This is a genomic window from Bacillus cereus group sp. BfR-BA-01380, assembly GCF_022663535.1.
GTDB lineage: Bacteria > Bacillota > Bacilli > Bacillales > Bacillaceae_G > Bacillus_A > Bacillus_A cereus_BB.
In genome coordinates this window covers 42873-62757 of the sequence record NZ_JAKUFS010000016.1, presented here as the reverse complement: position 1 = coordinate 62757, position 19885 = coordinate 42873, and the positions used below count along the sequence as shown (strand labels likewise).

The window sequence follows — 19885 nt, the reverse complement described above, 5'->3', positions numbered from 1 at the left end:
ATGGCGATAAAACAAACAAATATAAACAATCCTAAAGTGGATCTCGCTTATCGCAGAAAAAAAAGTGCGGAAGAAATGAAACATCAAGTCGTTACGTTCGGATTAATGATTTTTTTAACAGTTATTGCATTTGTAGCAGTCGCATATCCGAAAACATTTAGTCCGCTTTTTTCGGTACCATTAATTTTATTGTTAGCTGCCGTACAGGTTATTTTTCAATTGTATTATTTTATGCATATGAGCCATAAAGGGCATGAAGCTCCATCATTTTTCTTGTATGCTGGTTTACTAGTCGGATTAGTAACGATTTTAACTTTTACAACAATCGTTTGGATTTAAAATAGAAAGGGGGATTGAATGTTTCGTCAATCCCCTTTTGCTTATGAAAGGGAGGGTGAAGGAAAAGTGAACAACTTATGGATATTTGGTTTTGAAGCACTGTGGAGCCCAATCTTTTTTCTTTTTATATTCGCTATTGTAATTGGTTATTTTTTAATTATTGGAAAGTATAGACATCGTTTTCCGAATGGGGAAGAAGTAAGTAAACGGAAAATCTTTTATTTTACAAGTGGAATGTTCCTTTTATATTTAGTTAAAGGAGGTCCGATCGATTTACTTGGGCATATTGTGTTTAGTGCACATATGTTGGAAATGGCAATCATGTACATTGCTGTACCGCCATTATTGTTACTTGGCTTACCAAATTGGTTGTTTGAATATATAACATCACTTCGATTTATTCGGATGATGTTACGCATATGGGCAAATCCTATTATCGCCTTATTGATGTTTAACGGTTTTTTTTCTATGTATCATTTACCGCTTGTGTTTGATACGGTAAAGCAGAGTCAAATTGGACATCCAGTTGTTCTTGCTGTGTTGTTTTTTATGGCAATCATGCTATGGTGGCCGATATTTAATCCATTACCACAATATCAAACGTTAAGTGATATCCAAAAGATTGGTTATATGTTTGCTAATGGGATGTTATTAACACCGGCTTGTGCGCTTATTATATTTGCTAATGAGCCATTATTTGTGACATATACAGATCCAAGTGCATGGATGAAGGCAATGGCACTTTGCGTGCCAGCTGGAACATTATCTAACCTAAATATTACAGGTCCTAATTTCTTACATTGGATTCCTGTTTTAGAGGATCAGAAAACAGGAGGGATTGTAATGAAAGTTATACAAGAACTTGTATATGGCACAGTGATTGGGTATGTTTTCTTCTCGTGGGCGCGTAAAGAACGGAAAAAGGATGCTGAACAGATACATGCATTGCCCCCGTATTTGCAAAACCAATCATCTGAAACTGAAAGAAAGCTTTCAGCAGGAAGGCTTACCGTTCACGAATAGCGCGGTAAATTTACTAAACAAAAAGAGGGTGTACCATCGTGTACACCTTCTTTTTGTTTATATAAGTCGCTGCTATGCAGAATAAAACATGCCCGCTACTTGCTTTCTCCCTTTGTTTTAAACCTCGCATGTGGCAGGAAAAGGCCCTGACCGATACTGTGCACGGCCAGATGCTCTCGTCCCCCTTAAAAGGAAAGGGGTTTTATGTCGTTTTTTAACTTGTATATAGCGAAACTCGTAGAAAGTTTTCTTTATTCTATAATCGCTAAATCTTGTAACTCTTTTTCGATATTTTGAAGTAACTGTTCGCTTTTTTGAAGAACATTTTTTGGGAAATTTTCGTTCTCTCCATACTCGACGCCGTGTGGATAATAATGTTTACCAAGAAGAGGTTTTAATAATTTAATATGGGCATGTCGCCTGCCAATATCTCCTTCTGTCGCAAAACCTTGTATACGTAAATAATACACATCATTCAGCATTTCAAATTTATAGTCGTATGTAACTCGCTCGTAATCCCATTGCCCAGCTAGTACAAAGTGATGATTGTCCATTACCTCAGTAAGAAGTGTGAAGTCAACAACTACGCCTTCAAGTTTCGTATTTGTAAATTGCATGAAATAGCCTCCTTATTATAAACGTAGAACCACTTGAATTTATAATAGTACGAATAGTGAGAAAACGCAATTGATATAGAGAGAAAAGGGAGAATGTCTGATTTTATAAAAGAAATATGATATAGTGAACTTAGTGTGGTACACACAAAATGGATAAAACAGTTTTGTTTGTGTATACCTCAATTTCATGGTTATTCAGGAGGTATATAATTTGAAAAAGTTGTTTCGTATTATGGTGATTACCATTCTTATTTTAGCAATTGATCTATACGGGAAATTACTCGTTTCTCAATATATATTTCAATCTCCTCATTTAAATAAAGAGCATAAGATTGTGAAAACAAAAAAAGAAAAAGAGATTAAAGGAATACCAGAAACAATTCCAGAGTTACTTGGTAGTGATTCTGAAATTTTATTAGCGAATTGGGATGAGCCAGCGCGAATTGAACCATCTGCATATGGTTATGAATGGTGGGTATATAATAAAGACTTATCGCAATATGTGCAGTTTGGAGTTAAAGAGCATAAAATTGTTACGATTTATGTTGGTGGAGAGAAAGTAAATATTTCGCCATTTCATATTGGGGAAACATATGAAGAGATTTATAAGAAAAAGCCGTTTTCACATGAAATTTCACTTAAAATGGGGAAAAATGGCTATCAATTCGAATTATCTGATGTTGAACTAACAGAACAACCACTCGTTTCTATAGAAGATGGATGGGCGCAATTATATTTTGATCATTTTACACATAAACTTGTTGGTGTTCGTTATATGGATGATGAAACGTTAATTAACCAAAGACCGTATCAGATTGTTTATTCTGGAGAGTTAACGAATCCACAGCCATTATCATCAGAACAAATAAAACAAGTTGAACAAGGGAATGCACAGCAAATTTTAGATTTGACAAATGTAATTCGAAGTCGTAGCCATCTTCCGTTATTAGTATGGGATCAGCAAGCAGCGGCAGTAGCATATGAACATAGTAAAGACATGAAAGATAACAACTATTTTTCCCATGATTCACCAACGCTAGGGACGTTGGGAGATCGTTTGCAAAAAGGAAATGTATCATTTCAGTTAGCTGGGGAAAATATTGCGGCGCAGCATAGTGATGGAATTGCAGCGGTTCAAGGATGGTTAAATAGTGAAGGGCATCGAAAGAATTTACTAAACGAACAATTCACTGGTTTAGGAATTGGAGTGTATGATAAATTTTATACGCAAAATTTTATTCAGAAGTAAGGTGTATGGATTGCCTAAAAATAGGCGAACCATGCGCCTTTTTTTTCTTACAATATAGTAAAAGATACATCGGGTGGGGTGATTGTAATGACAACAGTGAAAGGAGATTTACATCCTTCTATTCAAAAGTTCAAAGAGTTTGTACGTCAGCATCCAAAGATGGTTCATGACGTTCGAAATGGAGAGAAATCATGGCAACAGTTTTACGAAGAATGGTATTTACTTGGAGAACAAGATGGTGTATGGAATCGCTACAAAGTGAATGGAGAGATAGTTCCTCCATCTGTACAAGAAGAGAGCGGAGAAAAGTCTGGGGATTTTATGGGACAAATGGTATCGTTTTTAAAAAAAATAGATGTGGAACAGGTGCAGCAACATTTAGCGAATATGACGACTGCCCTTGGAAGTGTGCAGCAGGTTATTCAACAGTTTCAAGGGAATCAGACAACAAAGCAACAGCGGAATTCCGAAAATAATCCGTTTTTCTTTCAAAAAGATTAGGAGGAAGAGTGATGAGAACAGAACTCATCGAATTTGTAAAGTCGAATGAAGATTTACAGAAATATATTCGAGAGCAACCATATTGGTATCGAAAACTTTCTAGAAATCCAAGTGAAAAAGAAGCATTTGAATTAGCGGCCATGCAATATTTTAAAAAGACAATCCCAGACAAGGTAGCTAAGTTCCAAAATCAATTATCCGTTGCTTCTCTTATGATAGACATGTTTCAATATATGAAACAGCAAAACGTTAATTAATTGGAAGTAAAAAGTATGTCCGTCATGCGAAACTTTTGTTACAATAAAAATGGATTATAGAAAAAGGAGTTATAGCATGACGGAAATTTGTTTAGTACGACATGGACAAACTGATTGGAATTTTCAAGAGATTATTCAAGGAAGAGAAGATATTCCTTTAAATGGAATTGGAAAAAAGCAAGCAGGACAAAGTGCAGCAGCGTTAAAAGCTGAATCATGGGATATTATCGTTAGTAGTCCACTAGTAAGAGCATATGAAACAGCACAAGCTATTGCTAATGTGGTGAAAATAGACACAATTCATCTTGATGAACGTTTTATGGAACGGAACTTTGGAATAGCATCAGGAAAGCCAGTTGCTGAAGTTAGACAGTCTATTGCAGATGGTAACGTGGAAGGAATGGAAACGGATCAAGAAATTGTTGAGCGGTGTTTTGCAGCATTAAAAGATGTTGCCCAAAAATATATGGGAAAACGTATTATTATTGTTGCACATTCTCACGCAATTAAAGCGATGTTACATGCTATTTCTCCAGAAGAAATTACGTTTCAAACACCATTACAAAATGCTTGTATCAGTTATGTGAGAGAAATAGAGGGAACGTGGGAAATTTTGAAGTACAATATCGCTGAACATATTTGTTTGTAATCTATATCTGAATAAAGTCATGGGATTAGTAGTTCTGCTGTAAATGTGATATGATTAATATTCGGAGGTGTCTCTCATGATTGTAGCGACGCTAGAGAGCGTAATGATTTTAGACAAGGCTGAACAACTTGCAAAGGCAGTTGTTCTTTCAGATATAGCAGAGCAATACCGCAAGTGCTACCAGACAGTGCAGCAAGATTCGGAAGTACAAATGCTAATTCGTCAATTTACAGCAATGAAAGAGCGTTATGAAGAAGTGCAGCGTTTTGGAAAATATCATCCGGACTATACATCTGTATCGAAACAAATGCGGGAGTTAAAACGAGCAGTAGATTTACATGAAAAAATAGCTGCTTTTAAAAAAGCGGAAAATGATTTGCAAAAGCTATTGGATGAAATTAGTGTAATTATGGGAGCGGAAATCTCTCCTGCTATTAAAGTTCCGACAGGCAATCCGTTTTTTGATGCAGGTGGTTGTGGAGGCGGTTGTGGTTCTGGCGGTAGTTGCGGGTGCAAAAAAACGGGGTAATCTGCCCCGTTTTTTAGGATATAAGAAATGGTTTCTGGTATTTTTAATATTTGAAAATCGATGATGAGGCCTTCATACCCATTAATACAGGATAAATTTCTGTGGCTTATTGTGAAATAAATGAATGATATTAAATAAAAGGAGAACATTATGTTTGGGCAACGACAAAGTATGATTGTCTATCTACACTCCTTAAAACATGCTAAAATTTTAAGGAAATATGGAAACATTCATTACATATCGAAACGGTTTAAATATGCTGTTGTGTATTGTGACATGGAGCAATTAGAACATATGATGCAAAAATTAAATAAGCTTCCGTTTGTAAAAAAAATAGAGCCATCTTATCGGCCGTTTTTAAAAACGGAGTTCGAAAACTCCAGACCAGATCGTGCAAAAGAATATGATTATAATAAGATGGATTAAAACTGAAGTGATCTCATAAAGTTAGACAGGTTATTTCGTTAGGCGGCGGTTAAGGTCTGAACTCGGTATTGTACTGGGCTCAGACCTTTTAATTTTGCTTTAATTCGTTTGTGATTGTAGTAATTTATATATTTCGCTAGTTCTTTCTTAAATTGTTCTACACTTTCAAATTCCTTCAAATACAGAAATTCAGATTTCATAATACCAAAGAAATTTTCAATAACAGTGTTGTCGTAACAGTTGGCATTACGCGACATACTTTGCGTAATGCCGCGCTCTTTTAGCGCATATCTATATTGTTTCATTTGATAGAGCCAACCTTGATCTGAATGGATAAGAAGCTCGTCATCTTCTGAAAGTCGCTCAAACGTTTGTCCTAACATCTCTGATACAAGTGAATAGGTTGGCCTTGAACCGATTGTATATGTAATAATTTCACCGTTATACAAATCTAAAATTGGTGATAAGTATAGTTTTTCACCCAGTAATAATACGTGCTACATGGGATATCTGCGAGTTGTAGGAGTGCTTTCACCGGGAATTCAGTCCTTAGCTCATAGACTACTTGTGTTTTGTCTTGTTTGGTGATTTTTCCTTGTTTTGAACTAAGGCATTCACCTTTTTTTAATACGCATTCTCCATACGTAAACGCTCTAATTTGGCTTGTAGTTCCTCAAAAGATCCTTCAGCTGGTGCTGTTTTTTTCGTTTGTTTATTTGTTTCTTTTTTCATAGATAGACGCTCCTTTTTCTTTGGTTTTAGGGCGTCAATTCCACCAGATTCAAAATATTTTTTCCAAGTTCGAATCATTTTCGTTATAGGAAGGTTGAAAATCGCAGTTGTTTCTCGGATCGACGTCCCATGTTCGCTCATATAATTAAGTACGTCTAGTTTATACTGCGTAGAATACTTTGTATAGCTTTTTATAAAAGCTTTTACTCCATGATATTCATATCGTTTAATCAAAAGTAATAAATCACTTTTATCCATGCCAAGTGTATTGGCGATTGCCTTGCATGATTCGTTTCCATCTACATAGCGCTGAACAGCAGCTAATTTTTCTGATTCAGAGAATTTCTGTATATAAAAAGCACCTCCAATAGTTAGAGTGTGTCTAACAATTGGGGTGCACTTCTGTTTCACTTTATTGCATCGGTGGAATAAAATGATTCATTCGTAAAATACCGATAAGATGATTGAAGTATAGTTCATTTTCTGGAAATACAGTAGATGGTTTTACGGTAAAAGAAACTACTTTTTTTCCGATTTGTTCGGCTGTTTCTTCAAATAAAGAAATTCGTTTGCTTTTTTTATCTGTTAATACAGGGATCCCTTCTCGACATATGTATAAAGGCTGGAAATCGCCTACTGTCGTGGGGTGAAGAACAACGACGAAAGAGCATACAGCTTTGTCGTTTTTCGAAGTATTAAATTGAAGCATATGCGATACTCGTTGTTTGTTTGCTTTTGCAATTTCGAGTAATTCGTATAAATCGGAGTATCCTTCTCCTAGTTCAATAAAACGTTGAATCATGTCTTTTCCTCCTCTTTCTTTTACTGTATCATTTCAGTTTCAAAATGAAAAGGAGACAAAGAAAAAACCCTGCCGAAGCAGGGCCCTTCTTATACTAGTATGACTAGCAAGAAGGCAAAGGGAGAGGAGAAACCGGAGGAAGAACTTATGGGGAAACGTAAGTCTTCTCCGCGGTTGGCAACAACATCGAAGGTGATGTTGTTATATTTATTTATCCCCAAACTGTATAAAGATATACATCGTAAAATGAAATTTTCTCTTTTCCTTTTTATTTTTCTTTCGTACGTTTTATGATAGGATAAAAAAGGTGAATATACATAAAGTGAAACATTCATTCGTGAACGTCTTCCTGTCCGCAATTAGTGGAGGAAGATTTATACGAACATCTGTTAGAAAGAGATAAAGGTAGTGACAAATTATGAGAGTAGTTTCGGGAAAGTGTAAAGGTCATCCTTTAAAAGCTGTACCAGGTAATACAACGCGGCCAACAACAGATAAGGTAAAAGAAGCGATTTTTAATATTATCGGTCCTTATTTTGATGGTGGTCTAGCTCTTGATTTGTTTGGCGGGAGCGGTGGGCTTGGTATTGAGGCTCTTAGTAGAGGGATAGAGAAAGCTATTTTTGTTGATCGTGATGGAAAAGCGATAAAGGTCATCCATCACAATTTAGAAAGTTGCAAGTTAGAAGCGCAAGCTGAAGTATATAGAAATGACGCAGAACGTGCTGTAAAGGCGCTTATGAAACGTGAGTTATCGTTCGATCTTGTACTATTAGATCCGCCGTATAAGGACCAAAAGATTGTTTCTTTAATTAGTATAATGGATCAGCATGGTTTATTGAAAGAAGACGGAATCGTTATGTCTGAACATGGGGTTGATGTAGAATTACCTGAAACAATTGGAAGACTTGTGAAGGTAAGAGCTGAAAACTACGGTATTACAGCGATTTCGATTTATAAGTATGAAGGTGAGGGGACCGAATGGCAAGCATAGCAATTTCTTCGGGAAGTTTTGACCCGATTACGCTTGGACATTTAGATATTATTAAAAGAGGTGCAAAAGTTTTTAATGAAGTATATGTTGTTGTTTTAAATAATTCATCAAAAAAACCGCTTTTTACGGTAGAAGAGCGTTTAGAATTAATTCGTGAGGCGACAAAAGATATTCCGAATGTAAAGGTTGATTCGCATAGTGGATTATTAGTGGAGTATGCGAGGATGCGCAATGCAAATGCGATTTTACGCGGTTTACGTGCGGTATCTGACTTTGAATATGAAATGCAAATTACATCCATGAATCGTAAATTAGAAGAGAATGTAGAAACATTTTTTATTATGACGAATAACCAATATTCCTTTTTAAGTTCAAGTATTGTAAAAGAGGTAGCTCGTTATGGTGGTAATGTTTCTGGACTTGTTCCGCCAATTGTAGAACGTGCTTTAAAAGAGAAGTTTCAAACCCCGTTATGATGAACGGGGTTTTTTGTTATGGATAAGACGTAAAAAGAGTAACGTAACATATAAATATAAACAAAATAGTGTGAAGGTCGGACCGTACATAACAAGTGAGGTCCATCCTTTTGCAAACACGGTAGATTGTTCAGATAAAAAGACTGGTATATCATATTGAGTAGGTGAAAAAGAATGTAATTTTTCATAAAGTGGTCCCCAAAATATGTATGTATAGATTGGAGCGAGGAAACTTTGAATAATACGTGCAATAAAGTATGGCTTAAAGCGAATATCTGTTTCTGCTAAAATGCTGGCAACTTGAGCTTGGATGGAAAGGCCGCTAAATGCTAAGACAAAACTTGTCATCATGACTTGTTGTAAAAGAGAAGTGTGTTCTGTTTGGCTAATCATTTGACTTCCGAGTGTCATTTCAAAAAGGCCTGACAAAATAGGAAAACTAAAATAAGGCGAAAGTTGAAATGTAATCAATATTTGTTTCATAATAAAAGCAAGGAAAGTTGTAATATGAAAAACGGTTAACATTTTATTTAGAACAGAGAATAAAATAATAAACCCGCCAATCATAAGTAATGTTTGAACAGAAGAAGTAATTGCATCACCAATTAATTTGCCAATGGGACGTTTTTCTTGCAATCGAGTTTTATGAAGAACAGAAAAAGCTTGCCGCAATGGGATTGGCGGTGTCTGTCTTTTTGCTTCTTGTTGCTCGCGTCTATCTTGGTAAAAGCGCATGAGTAGTCCAACTGTGAAATTACTAACATAATGGGAGGCTGCTAAAATAAGTCCTAGTTTTGGGTTGTCAAAGAAACCAATCGCTACAGCGCCAAAAATAAATAATGGATTAGAAGAGTTTGTGAAAGATACTAGACGTTCTGCTTCAATTTGTGTAAGTTGGTTTTCTTGGCGTAACCGAGCACTTAATTTTGCGCCGGCAGGGAAACCAGAGGCCATCCCCATTGCCCATACAAAGCCTCCGATGCCAGGTACACGAAAGAGTGGACGCATCAAGGGTTCTAATAACACACCGATAAACTTTACAACTCCTAGCCCGATTAGAAGTTCTGCAATAATAAAAAAAGGTAGCAATGAAGGAAATACAACTTCCCACCATATATTTAAGCCTCGAATAGATGATTGTAGCGCTGCTTGGGGATGGAGTACGAGAGAAATTGTAATAAAAGAAACTGATATGGTGAGAAAGCTTGTTTTCCATTTTTCGTACATTTTGTATCCCCCTTTGTCCCAAATGTTCATTTCAGTATACGAGGATACATGGTGAAATTAGACCATAAGTATAAAAAGAGAGTGAAAAATTTTTGAGGGTGAAGAAGATGAGAGAACCGAAAATTGGATTAGCGCTTGGGTCAGGAGGAGCAAAAGGATTTGCGCATGTTGGTGTTATTAAAGTGCTGCGAGACGCTGGGATACCTATTCATATGATCGCGGGGAGCAGTATGGGGGCACTAATAGGTACGTTTTATGCAGCAGGATGTAATGTGGATCGTTTGTATCGGTTAGCAACAGTATTTAAGCGGAAGTACTATTTGGACTTTACTGTACCGAAAATGGGATTTATTACTGGAAAACGTGTAAAAGATATGATTAAAATGTTTACATATAATAAAAAATTAGAAGAGCTAGATATTCCAACAGCGGTTGTAGCAACTGATATTCTAAATGGTGAAAAGGTTGTCTTTACACAAGGTTCTATTGCAGATGCTGTTAGGGCAAGTATTTCTGTGCCTGGCATATTTGTTCCAGAGAAAATAAATGGAAGACTGCTCGTTGATGGGGGAGTGATTGATCGTATTCCAGTATCGGTAGTAAAAACATTAGGGGCTGATATTGTGATTGCTGTTGATGTATCTCCTATTAAGGTTAATGGAGAAGTTACATCCATTTATGATGTCATTATGCAAAGCATTGAAATTATGCAACATGAACTTGTCGTAAATAGACAAATTGCATCAGATCTAATGATGCATCCAGCTGTAGAACAATTTAGTTCGCGAGCCTTTACGAATATAGAAGATATTATTCGTGTTGGTGAAGAAGAAGCAAAGCAGCACATTCAAACAATTTACACATTGATTGAGCAGTGGAAGGAGAAAAATGATGTTTAAAAAGTTTCGGTATTTATATGCACTACTCATTGGAGTAATGATTGCGATGTTAATTGTGTTTGTCCCTCTGCCATATTATATTACAAAGCCAGGTCTGGCAGAGAAATTAGAGCCGTACGTAAAAGTTGAGGGAGGGAATAAAGAGAAAGGGGATTTTATGCTCGTTACAGTTTCGATGGGGCAAGCGAATGTTGTGAATTTTCTTTCTGCTAAATTTAACAAGTATGATGAAGTTTTTAAGAAGGAAGAAATTTTAAGAAAAGGTGAAAGTGATGAAGAGTATCAATTTCGCCAAGTATATGCAATGAAAGAGTCACAAGATGCGGCTATTTATAATGCATACAAACGAGCAAATGCCCCTGTTACATTTGAAAATCAAGGTGTGCTTGTAGTTGGTATTGCAGATGATATGCCAGCTGCTGAAAAACTAAAGCTTGGGGATCATATTCTTGCTGTTGATGGTCAATCATTGCAAACGGCAGAGCAGTTTATTGCGTATATGAAAACAAAAAAACAAAATGATGAAGTAAGCGTTAAATATGTCCGTGAAACTAAAGAAAAGGAAGACAAATTTGTACTGAAGCCAATTCCAGAAGATAAAAGTCGCGCTGGTATTGGGGTTTCTATTATTACAGATAAGAAGCTTACAGTAAGTCCTAATGTGAAAATTGATGCGCATAAGATCGGGGGACCTTCTGCTGGTCTTATGTTTACGTTAGAAATTTATAATCAGCTTGTGAAAGAAGATATGACGAAAGGTCACGAAATAGCTGGAACTGGAACTATCAATGAAAAAGGAGAAGTCGGTCCAATTGGAGGTATTTCTCAAAAAGTAGTTGCAGCTCATAATGCAGGCGCAGAAGTATTTTTTGCTCCAAATGAGAATGGGAAAGAGAATTCGAATTATAAAGATGCAGTGAAAACAGCTAAAGATATAAACACCAAAATGAAGATTGTACCTGTAGATACGTTAGATGATGCGTTAACGTATTTGAATAAAATGTCAGAAAAAAAGTAATCCTCTCGTTTAAGAGAGGATTTTTTTAATTGTGTTATTTGCAGACAGCGAGAGGTAAATCATGGAAAGATGAGAGTTTCACTTTATAAAAACATATGTTGCGTTTCATCATATCGAATAGGGTGCTGCGTTATATCTCGCTTTATCATTTCACCGCAAAGATTTCCCTGTAAAATAGAGAAATAAGCAGCGCTTGCTTTTCGATCTATATCTAGAAGAGGATGCTGGAACGTTTTTGTATGAGAAAGCAACGGAAGTGTTATTTGCTTTTTTATTGCTGATATATATGCTTGTCCTTTTTGGGACATGCCGAGTAAACGAATATATTGTGTGTGTTGTTCTACATGGGCTTTTTGCATCTCTTCTTTTGTTGTGTTCGTTAAAATGTGTGTGCAAATGCGCTGTAGTCGTGTCCATGTGTAACGTTTTGTTTTTAATACTTCCATAAATTTTGCAAATGAAGTTGCTTCTCGAATAGAAGATAAAATCCGATGTTCCAATCCTTCCTCTACTTCATATATATTTTGTAATTGCGCTGATGACATTGTCAGGAGTTTATATTTTAGTAAGTGAAAATAATGCTCCCAATTATGTAATAGGTGATAGGAATGCTTATACCGCTCTAAAAGTAGTTTTGTTATTTTGGGAACAAAGGGAATAATTGCTGAAAAAGTTTGTTGTTCATTAAATAATTGTTTGCGTATGCTCGTTGCGCTAGCAATTCGTTCATCTTGAAATGTTTCGTCATGATAATGCGAAGCAAAACGCTTAATTGTACTTGCTTTCATTAAACTTTTTTGTCCGATAATTGCTTCTGTATAATGCAGTCCTAAAATATTATTAGGCTCTGAAATGTCGATAGTAGCTATGTCTTTTTGTAAGGATGAAAATGCCTCCGAAGTTGCTTTCGCATAGCTCATTCCTGCTTTTGAGTATTGTTGTACGAGGGAATGGAATGCGTCTTGCTCAGTTTGACGCAAAGTAACTGTATTGTGGAAATGTTCGATATTACCACTTTCACTCCCAAAGCAAACCTCAGAGACACGAAGAGCATCTAATATTGAAATAGCACCGTTAGCAAATGTTTCAGCTTTTTGCGTTGCAAAAGCATAGGGAAGTTCAACGACAATGTCCACACCATTTGCTAATGCCATTTGTGTTCGTGTCCATTTTGAAACTAGAGCCGGTTCCCCGCGCTGTAAAAAGGGTCCGCTCATAACGGCAATGATGACATTGGCGTTTGTTAACTTCTTGGTTTGTTGCACATGATAAGCATGACCATTGTGAAATGGATTATATTCAACAACAATACCGCTAGCTTTTATAATAATCTCTCCTTTCAGTGTAGCATCTTTCTCTAAAACATGATAATCTATATATTATTTCCTATGATGACTTCATTATAGTGTAAAGAAAAAATATTGACAAATATACAATGGCTAGCTATAATTTTGTTTGTTGCCTTGAGGTGATATGATATGAAATGGTCGATTCTTCAATTGAACAAATATCGACATAAAGGACTAACGTTAGATGAGATGGTAGATGTAAGTGAGCTGAAACATGTTGAGAAAGATGTTCGAGACATTACTCCTGTTCATGTGACAGGTAGAGTTGATTTTGGCTCTAACAAATTTACGTTCCATCTACATATAACAGGAAGCATGGTGTTACCATGTTCTAGAACGTTAGTAGATGTAACATTACCATTTGACATTGAAACAACTGAGGTGTTCTTAGTTTCGAAAGAAGATTATGAAACTGAAGCAGATTTTCATTACTTAGAAGGAGAAGTACTTGACTTACTCCCTGTAATTAAGGAAAATATACTATTGGAGATTCCAATGCAAATTTTCAGTGAGGATGTTTCAGAAGGAGCACCGATGCAAGGTCGAGACTGGCAAGTGATTTCGGAAAAAAGCGAAGAAAAGCCTGTTGATCCAAGATTAGCAGGACTTGCGAAGTTTTTTGACAAATAATCAGAAGACCGGTTCGGGCCTTCGTATGAAAATAAATCTCTCTTTTAAGGAGGTGGGAAGAATGGCTGTACCTTTTAGAAGAACTTCTAAAACAGTAAAAAGAAAGCGTCGCACGCATTTCAAATTATCAGTACCTGGTATGGTAGAGTGCCCAAGCTGTGGTGAAGCGAAATTAGCTCACCGTGTATGTAAAGCATGCGGTACTTACAAAGGTAAAGAAGTAATCAGCAAGTAATTGCAAAAATAAACGCAGGAGGGAAACCTTCTGCGTTTATTTTTTCGCTTTTCTTTACATGTTATTCTTCTATCTTTTCTAGTAACTGCATATGTTTAATAAAAAATGCATAAGGAGGACTAGAGAGATGGCGACAACAAGACAAGATGCATGGACTGATGACGAAGATTTACTTCTGGCAGAAGTAGTGCTCCGGCATATTCGCGAAGGGGGAACACAGCTTTCTGCCTTCAAAGAAGTAGGAAGACATTTATCGCGGACACCTGCTGCTTGTGGGTTTCGTTGGAATTCTTACGTACGTAAACAATATAAAGAACGTATTGAAGAAGCAAAGCAAATAAGGAAAGCTGAAAATTATGAAGTGCGAGAACAAAAGAAAGAGAAAGTGACATCTCTTTCAATAACATTAGAAGATGTAATTGTCTTTTTACAAAGCTATAAAAAAGAAGAAGACAAAATGGAGTTATATAAAAAAATTGAGGCGTTGCAAAAGGAAAAAGAAGGGCTTTTGCAGCAACTGTCTTTGTATGAAGAAGAATATCGTACTTTATTTGATTATATTGACCGAAAAAGAAACTCGATGGTACTAGAGCCTTCTGAAAGAGAGAGAAAACGAGAAAAGGGAATACTTGAGAAAACATCAAAATAAAAACAGCTGTCATTCAGCTGTTTTTATTTTTAAGCAGATTCACTTTTTGTAACCGCATTCAAATTTGCGCTTGGATACCAAGTGTAGAAATCACTATCATCAATGGTTACTTTTTCAAAGTGTAATTTTTCCCAAAAATCAGCAGATTGGACACGAGCAATCGTTTTGATAGGAAGATGCAATTGTTTTGCATAATTGACAAGCATCTTACCGAATCCTTGTTTTTGGAATGTTGGTAACACTTCAAGTTTAAAGAGTTCTACATAAGGACCGGAAAACAAATTGTTGCTGGACTGCTGTTTCGTATACAAGCTCATGCGTGCGACAAGAGAACCGCCGTAATAAACTCCGTAAAAAGGGGATTCGCTATCGTTTTCGATGATATTTGCTTGTAAATCCTCCAGCATAGATAATTCTTCAGCACCGCATCCTTTGAATTTTTTAAACTCTTCTAATGTTTTATAATTGATGAGCAAGCGCTCAACTTTCGGAAAATGCATAGAACCACATCCTTTTCTTGTTGTAAAATAAAGAAAAGTATAAATATTTACAATAATATTATAACGCATTTTTTTATTTTTATGAAGAAAAGAGATCATTCTTTCAGTATTTTTTTTAGAAGTTTGCTAAACTAATTTTATAAACTATATAAATACAAATTAAAAATCCGACATATAAGCCCTCTTTTTTTAGGGGGGGCGAGAGCATCTGGCTATGTATAGTAGCGGTCAGGGCCTATTTCTGCCACCTGCAAGGTTTAAAAACAAAAAGAGCAAGCAAGTAGCGATTATGTTATATTCTGCATAGAAGCGATTTATGACTGTTCAGGATCGTTGGTAAGGTTCTTAAATATGAGGGCTTAGGAGGAAGAGCTAGACAAAGATGTCAAAAAATTAAAATGGATTTATATATAGTAAAACTTTCGTTAGTAGAAATTCTTTTTTTGTTTGCGGAAAGTTATTCATAATGTATAGCATGATGAAAATGGGGGTCTTTTTAAAGATGAAGATTGGAATTGTTGGACCAGGAGCAATCGGACTTCTTTTTTCGTTTTATTTAGAAAAAGATGAGCGGGATGTCACACTGTATACGCGAACAGCAGAGCAATCTGAGCGTTTGAACGAGTGCGGGATTACATGTGTGCAAAATGGTATGCGAGAAACTGTATTTCCGCGTGTAAGGCCTTTAGAGAATATAAAAAATGAAACACATGATTATATATTTGTCGCTGTAAAGCAATATCATTTAGAAGAGATATTACCGTATTTACAAGCGGAAAAACGACTTGTTTTCTTACAAAATGGAATGGGGCATCTTCATTTATTGCAACAAATTCAAGGTGCTAGCGTTGCGGTAGGAATTGTAGAACACGGAGCGAAAAAGGAAAATGCGAGTACCGTTCATCATACTGGGATAGGTAGTACGAAATTTGGGATCATACATGGGGAAAAGGGACAATTTGAAGCTCTGTCCAAAGTATTTTCTTCTAGCCTATTCCCAGTAGCGGTTGAAAATGATTGGAAGCAAACAATGATAAATAAGCTTGTCGTTAATGCGTGTATCAACCCGTTAACTGCGCTGTTTGGTGTGCAAAATGGAGAGTTATTGACAAATACTTCGTTTCACAAAGTGATGAAGCAAGTGTTTTCAGAAGTAATGGCAATTGTCGGCGACGTACAATGTAAAGAGTATTGGGATCGTGTATGCACAGTGTGTGAAAATACAGCTCACAATACTTCATCTATGTTAACGGATGTACGCAATAATAGAAAAACAGAAATTGATGCAATTGTCGGTTATTTAATTCGAGAAGCAGAGAAGCAACAAAAAGCAGTTCCGACGCTGTCTTTTTTGTATCATTCTATAAAAGGATTAGAAAGATAAGAGTTATTCTTTGCTTTTACAACGAACATTGACTACAATTTGGTTGGTGAGAGATCAGGAGATGAAAGGAAGAAGTATATGGAGATAAAAGAAATCTCTGTCCCGCTTCAAGGAGTTGTTGCGGACTATTTGAAACCTAAAAAAGCGATTCAAGAATGCTTTGATTATCCAGTAACGGAAGAGAGCTTTGTAAGACGTATACAAGATTTACGAAATAGACAGTATCCAAGACAAGAGTTAGTATCACATTTATTACAATACAACCAAGAATTAAATGCAGGAGAGAAAACGTTTCAAAATATCCATGCTTTGTTAGAAGAAGATACATACGTTGTTGTAGGGGGACAACAAGCTGGATTGTTAACAGGTCCTCTTTATACGATCCATAAAATTATCTCTATTTTACAACTTGCAAAGGAAAAAGAAGCTTCGCTTGGAGTACGAGTTGTTCCTGTTTTTTGGATTGCCGGGGAAGATCATGACATTGATGAAATTAACCATGTGTTCGTTACGAAAAACGGAAAAGTGAAAAAGACAATTTTTCATGAACGTCACCCATATAAAGCGAGTGCTTCTGAAACGGAGATTTCTATAGAGGATTGTAAACGTTGGATAGAAGAAATATTTAAAACATATCCAGAAACAAAATATACAAAGGATGTACTCCATGTTGTGGATGAATGTTTACAGCAATCGCGCACATACGTTGATTTTTTTGCGCACTTTATTACAAAGCTATTTGTTCATTCAGGTTTAATTCTTGTAGATTCTCATCATCCTATCCTTCGGAATATTGAAGTGCCTTTTTTAAAAGAACTACTAGCGCGCTACAAAAATGTGCAAGTAGCACTTAACAATCAGCAACGTGTATTACGTGATTTGGGGTATAAACCGATTATTGAAACAAAGCAGAATGTAGTTCATATCTTTATGGAAATGAATGGGGAACGTCTTTTGTTAGAGGAAGAAGAAGGGTGTTTTATTTGTAAAGAAGGGATGTATTCATTTTCCTACGAGGAGCTTATAGAAAGCATAGAAGATCATCCGGAACGATTTAGTAACAACGTTGTTACAAGACCACTTATGCAAGAATATATTTTTCCTACACTTGCATTTATTGGTGGACCAGGAGAAATTGCGTATTGGAGTGAACTACAACAAGTGTTTCATGCGATGGACTTCCAAATGCCGCCGGTTGTGCCTCGTTTGACAATTAGTTATGTAGCGCGCGATATTGAAACTGATTTGCAGGATTTGCAGATTCAAGAGAGCGAAATGTTCAGTAAAGGTATTCCTGCACTGCGAGAAAAGTGGCTATCTATGCAAGTTGAAGAGCCGATAGATAATCAATTTACGAATGCAGCAGAGCAGATTGGAACCATTCATACATCCTTGCAACAATTTGTTCAGAAAGTAAGTCCAGGTCTTCGAGATTTTGCGAAGAAAAATGAGTTGAAAATTATGCAACAACTTGAATTGTTAGAGCGGACACTTCAAGCGGATTTAGAAAGAAAGCATGAAGTGCAGCTTACTAAATTCCGAAGAATTGAGCACTCATTACAACCGTTAGGTGCGCCGCAAGAACGGATATGGAACATTTGTTATTATTTAAATGTCTATGGGCTTGATTTTGTAGAGAGAGTTATGAAACAAAATTTTCGTTGGAATGGAAAACAGCATATTATAAAATTATAAAATCTTGCTCTTAAGAGCAGGATTTTATTTTATTTTGTGGAATTACCTGTAAAATAAATGTATGTATTGATTATGTGTATCGCAAAGTATATTGGTTGAAAGTACTCAATTTTTGAAGAACGGTTCTTTTTTTACAAAATGAAACAAAAAGAAAGCGAATTACCATCTTTTTCGACATGTTTTTATGTAATTTCCCGAAAAAGATGATAAAATTTAGTATATAATAAGATAAGACTATTATTTAGTAGGGAGTGGAATTCTTACTAATTACTAGCCTCGCCAATCGAAATTTTATGGACAATTATCTTGATTCCCCTTCATTTTTGAAGTTGGGGATAAAAAGATGACTTAAAAAGATTATTTTTCAAAAAGTAGGTGCAACAATGTTTAAACATGTAACAGTGCTTTTAAAAGAAACGGTAGATGGTTTAGAAATTAAACCGAATGGTACATATGTAGATTGTACGCTAGGAGGTGGAGGACATAGTGCTTATTTACTATCTCAACTTTCTGAAGAAGGAAGACTAATCGCATTTGATCAAGATGAGGTTGCAATTCAAAATGCAAAAGAAAAATTCTCTTCTTACAACGGTCAATTTATAACTGTAAAAAGTAACTTTCGTTATTTAAAGGAAAGATTATATGAATTAGGAATAACGGAAGTAGACGGTATTTTATTTGATTTAGGTGTTTCTTCCCCACAATTAGATACGCCAGAACGTGGATTTAGTTACCACCACGATGCTCCGCTTGATATGCGCATGGATCAAGATGCCCCGTTAACAGCATATGACGTTGTAAATAGTTGGTCATATGAACAACTTGTAAGAATCTTTTTTCAATATGGTGAAGAAAAGTTTTCAAAGCAAATTACAAGAAAAATTGAAGCATACCGTGAAAAACAACCAATTGAAACAACTGGAGAACTAGTGGAGTTAATTAAAGAAGGGATTCCAGCTCCGGCAAGGCGAACGGGTGGACATCCTGCGAAGCGAGTATTCCAGGCGATTCGTATTGCAGTGAATGATGAATTGAAAGTATTTGAGGAAGCGTTGGAAGCAGCGATTGACATGACGAAAACAGGTGGCCGAATTAGTGTGATTACATTCCACTCGTTAGAAGATCGGATTTGTAAAACGACATTTAAAAGAAATAGTACAACACCACAGCTTCCACCAGGATTGCCAATTATTCCTGACGAATACAAACCGAAGTTGAAACTAATTACAAGAAAGCCAATTTTGCCTTCTGATGTAGAGTTAGAAGAAAATAACCGAGCACGTTCTTCGAAGTTACGAATTGCTGAAAAACTATAAAAAGGAGAGAGAGGTATGTCAAATTTAGCTGTTAAGTATAAAAAGCAACAAGTAGAAGTAGAAGTGCAATCTCAAACTCCGCAGCAAGTAGTGCAACCAGCTGTAAAAACAAAAATTACAAGACTTGAAAAATTATTGTACGTTGCATTTATTGGTTTTTTACTATATGCATGCGTAGCCTTTATTGGTAATAAAGCGGCGTTATATGAAGCTGATGCTAAAGTAACAGAAATGGAAAGCACTCTCATAAATCAACAAAAAATAAATCAAGAATTACAAGCTGAAAAAGAAAAGCTAACACGTTATGATCGCATTGCAGAAATTGCAAAAAAACATGGACTTGAAATTAATGCGAATCATGTAAAAGGCTTAAATTAATATAATAGGTG

At 36.0% G+C, this 19885-nt stretch carries 24 protein-coding genes and 1 pseudogene; 19 read left to right on the top strand and 6 right to left on the bottom strand.

Going from position 1 to position 19885, the window contains the following annotated elements; translation table 11 throughout:
• Complete coding sequence (gene ctaF, locus MR076_RS15605) at positions 1-339, top strand: cytochrome c oxidase subunit IVB (RefSeq protein WP_242222121.1); 339 nt, start codon at positions 1-3, stop codon at positions 337-339.
• A 66-nt stretch (positions 340-405) separates the two neighbouring features.
• The gene (gene ctaG, locus MR076_RS15600) at positions 406-1362 is read left to right on the top strand and encodes a cytochrome c oxidase assembly factor CtaG (RefSeq protein WP_242222185.1); all 957 of its coding nucleotides are present in this window, start codon (positions 406-408) and stop codon (positions 1360-1362) included.
• A gap of 251 nt (positions 1363-1613) precedes the next feature.
• On the opposite strand, the gene MR076_RS15595 is transcribed toward ctaG, so the two are convergent.
• Complete coding sequence (locus MR076_RS15595; RefSeq protein ID WP_242222120.1) at positions 1614-1979, bottom strand: YugN family protein; 366 nt, start codon at positions 1977-1979, stop codon at positions 1614-1616.
• A 211-nt stretch (positions 1980-2190) separates the two neighbouring features.
• Here MR076_RS15595 and MR076_RS15590 point away from each other — a divergent pair, with 211 nt between their 5' ends.
• The 6 genes from MR076_RS15590 to MR076_RS15565 all read left to right on the top strand — a co-directional run bounded on the left by MR076_RS15590 (position 2191) and on the right by MR076_RS15565 (position 5590).
• The gene (locus tag MR076_RS15590) at positions 2191-3228 is read left to right on the top strand and encodes a CAP domain-containing protein (protein WP_242222119.1); all 1038 of its coding nucleotides are present in this window, start codon (positions 2191-2193) and stop codon (positions 3226-3228) included.
• 87 nt (positions 3229-3315) lie between these two features.
• Positions 3316-3729: a YlbD family protein gene (gene ylbD / locus MR076_RS15585; RefSeq protein WP_242222118.1), complete on the top strand. Its 414-nt coding sequence runs from the start codon at positions 3316-3318 to the stop codon at positions 3727-3729.
• Positions 3730-3740: 11 nt separating this feature from the next.
• Positions 3741-3986, top strand: a complete 246-nt coding sequence (locus MR076_RS15580; protein WP_242222117.1) for a YlbE-like family protein — start codon at positions 3741-3743, stop codon at positions 3984-3986.
• A 76-nt stretch (positions 3987-4062) separates the two neighbouring features.
• Positions 4063-4635, top strand: coding sequence for a histidine phosphatase family protein (locus MR076_RS15575; RefSeq protein WP_242222116.1), 573 nt, complete (start codon positions 4063-4065; stop codon positions 4633-4635).
• Positions 4636-4711: 76 nt separating this feature from the next.
• Entirely contained in the window at positions 4712-5164 is a 453-nt protein-coding gene (locus MR076_RS15570; protein WP_242222115.1) for a YlbF/YmcA family competence regulator, read from the top strand.
• A 150-nt stretch (positions 5165-5314) separates the two neighbouring features.
• The gene (locus MR076_RS15565) at positions 5315-5590 is read left to right on the top strand and encodes a YlbG family protein (protein WP_242222114.1); all 276 of its coding nucleotides are present in this window, start codon (positions 5315-5317) and stop codon (positions 5588-5590) included.
• A gap of 38 nt (positions 5591-5628) precedes the next feature.
• Here MR076_RS15565 and MR076_RS15560 read toward each other — a convergent pair.
• Together MR076_RS15560 and MR076_RS15555 are read right to left on the bottom strand one after the other, a co-directional pair.
• Positions 5629-6673: pseudogene (locus tag MR076_RS15560) on the bottom strand (IS3 family transposase).
• Between the two features lie 61 nt (positions 6674-6734).
• A complete protein-coding gene (locus MR076_RS15555) occupies positions 6735-7124 on the bottom strand; it encodes a DUF7147 family protein (protein WP_242222113.1) in 390 nt (129 codons plus the stop codon).
• A 418-nt stretch (positions 7125-7542) separates the two neighbouring features.
• Here MR076_RS15555 and rsmD point away from each other — a divergent pair, with 418 nt between their 5' ends.
• Positions 7543-8118, top strand: coding sequence for a 16S rRNA (guanine(966)-N(2))-methyltransferase RsmD (gene rsmD / locus MR076_RS15550; protein ID WP_242222112.1), 576 nt, complete (start codon positions 7543-7545; stop codon positions 8116-8118).
• Positions 8106-8594, top strand: a complete 489-nt coding sequence (gene coaD / locus MR076_RS15545; protein WP_242222111.1) for a pantetheine-phosphate adenylyltransferase — start codon at positions 8106-8108, stop codon at positions 8592-8594. The genes rsmD and coaD overlap by 13 nt, the downstream gene beginning before the upstream one ends.
• Here coaD and ylbJ read toward each other — a convergent pair.
• A complete protein-coding gene (gene ylbJ, locus MR076_RS15540) occupies positions 8589-9821 on the bottom strand; it encodes a sporulation integral membrane protein YlbJ (RefSeq protein WP_242222110.1) in 1233 nt (410 codons plus the stop codon). The genes coaD and ylbJ overlap by 6 nt on opposite strands.
• Before the next feature lie 107 nt (positions 9822-9928).
• On the opposite strand from ylbJ, the gene MR076_RS15535 reads away from it, so the two are divergent.
• On the top strand, positions 9929-10720 hold the full coding sequence (locus tag MR076_RS15535; RefSeq protein WP_242222109.1) for a patatin-like phospholipase family protein: 792 nt from the start codon (positions 9929-9931) through the stop codon (positions 10718-10720).
• Complete coding sequence (locus tag MR076_RS15530) at positions 10713-11738, top strand: SepM family pheromone-processing serine protease (protein ID WP_242222108.1); 1026 nt, start codon at positions 10713-10715, stop codon at positions 11736-11738. Before MR076_RS15535 ends, MR076_RS15530 begins: the two co-directional genes overlap by 8 nt.
• 83 nt (positions 11739-11821) lie before the next feature.
• Here MR076_RS15530 and MR076_RS15525 read toward each other — a convergent pair whose 3' ends face one another.
• Entirely contained in the window at positions 11822-13063 is a 1242-nt protein-coding gene (locus MR076_RS15525; protein WP_313897341.1) for a nucleotidyltransferase, read from the bottom strand.
• A 153-nt stretch (positions 13064-13216) separates the two neighbouring features.
• Between MR076_RS15525 and MR076_RS15520 the strand changes: the two genes are divergently transcribed.
• The 3 genes from MR076_RS15520 to MR076_RS15510 all read left to right on the top strand — a co-directional run bounded on the left by MR076_RS15520 (position 13217) and on the right by MR076_RS15510 (position 14601).
• Entirely contained in the window at positions 13217-13717 is a 501-nt protein-coding gene (locus MR076_RS15520) for a YceD family protein (RefSeq protein WP_242222106.1), read from the top strand.
• Positions 13718-13778: 61 nt separating this feature from the next.
• A complete protein-coding gene (rpmF, locus tag MR076_RS15515) occupies positions 13779-13952 on the top strand; it encodes a 50S ribosomal protein L32 (RefSeq protein WP_001984764.1) in 174 nt (57 codons plus the stop codon).
• A gap of 127 nt (positions 13953-14079) precedes the next feature.
• Complete coding sequence (locus MR076_RS15510) at positions 14080-14601, top strand: RsfA family transcriptional regulator (protein WP_242222105.1); 522 nt, start codon at positions 14080-14082, stop codon at positions 14599-14601.
• Between the two features lie 29 nt (positions 14602-14630).
• Here the strand turns inward: MR076_RS15510 and MR076_RS15505 are convergent, their stop codons facing one another.
• Entirely contained in the window at positions 14631-15101 is a 471-nt protein-coding gene (locus tag MR076_RS15505) for an N-acetyltransferase (RefSeq protein WP_242222104.1), read from the bottom strand.
• 502 nt (positions 15102-15603) lie between these two features.
• Here MR076_RS15505 and MR076_RS15500 point away from each other — a divergent pair.
• The 4 genes from MR076_RS15500 (at position 15604) to ftsL (ending at position 19874) form a co-directional block, all read left to right on the top strand.
• Entirely contained in the window at positions 15604-16485 is an 882-nt protein-coding gene (locus tag MR076_RS15500) for a 2-dehydropantoate 2-reductase (RefSeq protein WP_242222103.1), read from the top strand.
• 78 nt (positions 16486-16563) lie between these two features.
• Positions 16564-18180, top strand: a complete 1617-nt coding sequence (gene bshC, locus MR076_RS15495) for a bacillithiol biosynthesis cysteine-adding enzyme BshC (protein WP_242222102.1) — start codon at positions 16564-16566, stop codon at positions 18178-18180.
• Between the two features lie 383 nt (positions 18181-18563).
• Complete coding sequence (rsmH, locus tag MR076_RS15490; RefSeq protein ID WP_242222101.1) at positions 18564-19496, top strand: 16S rRNA (cytosine(1402)-N(4))-methyltransferase RsmH; 933 nt, start codon at positions 18564-18566, stop codon at positions 19494-19496.
• Between the two features lie 15 nt (positions 19497-19511).
• Positions 19512-19874, top strand: a complete 363-nt coding sequence (ftsL, locus tag MR076_RS15485; protein WP_242222100.1) for a cell division protein FtsL — start codon at positions 19512-19514, stop codon at positions 19872-19874.
• Positions 19875-19885: the final 11 nt, after the last annotated feature.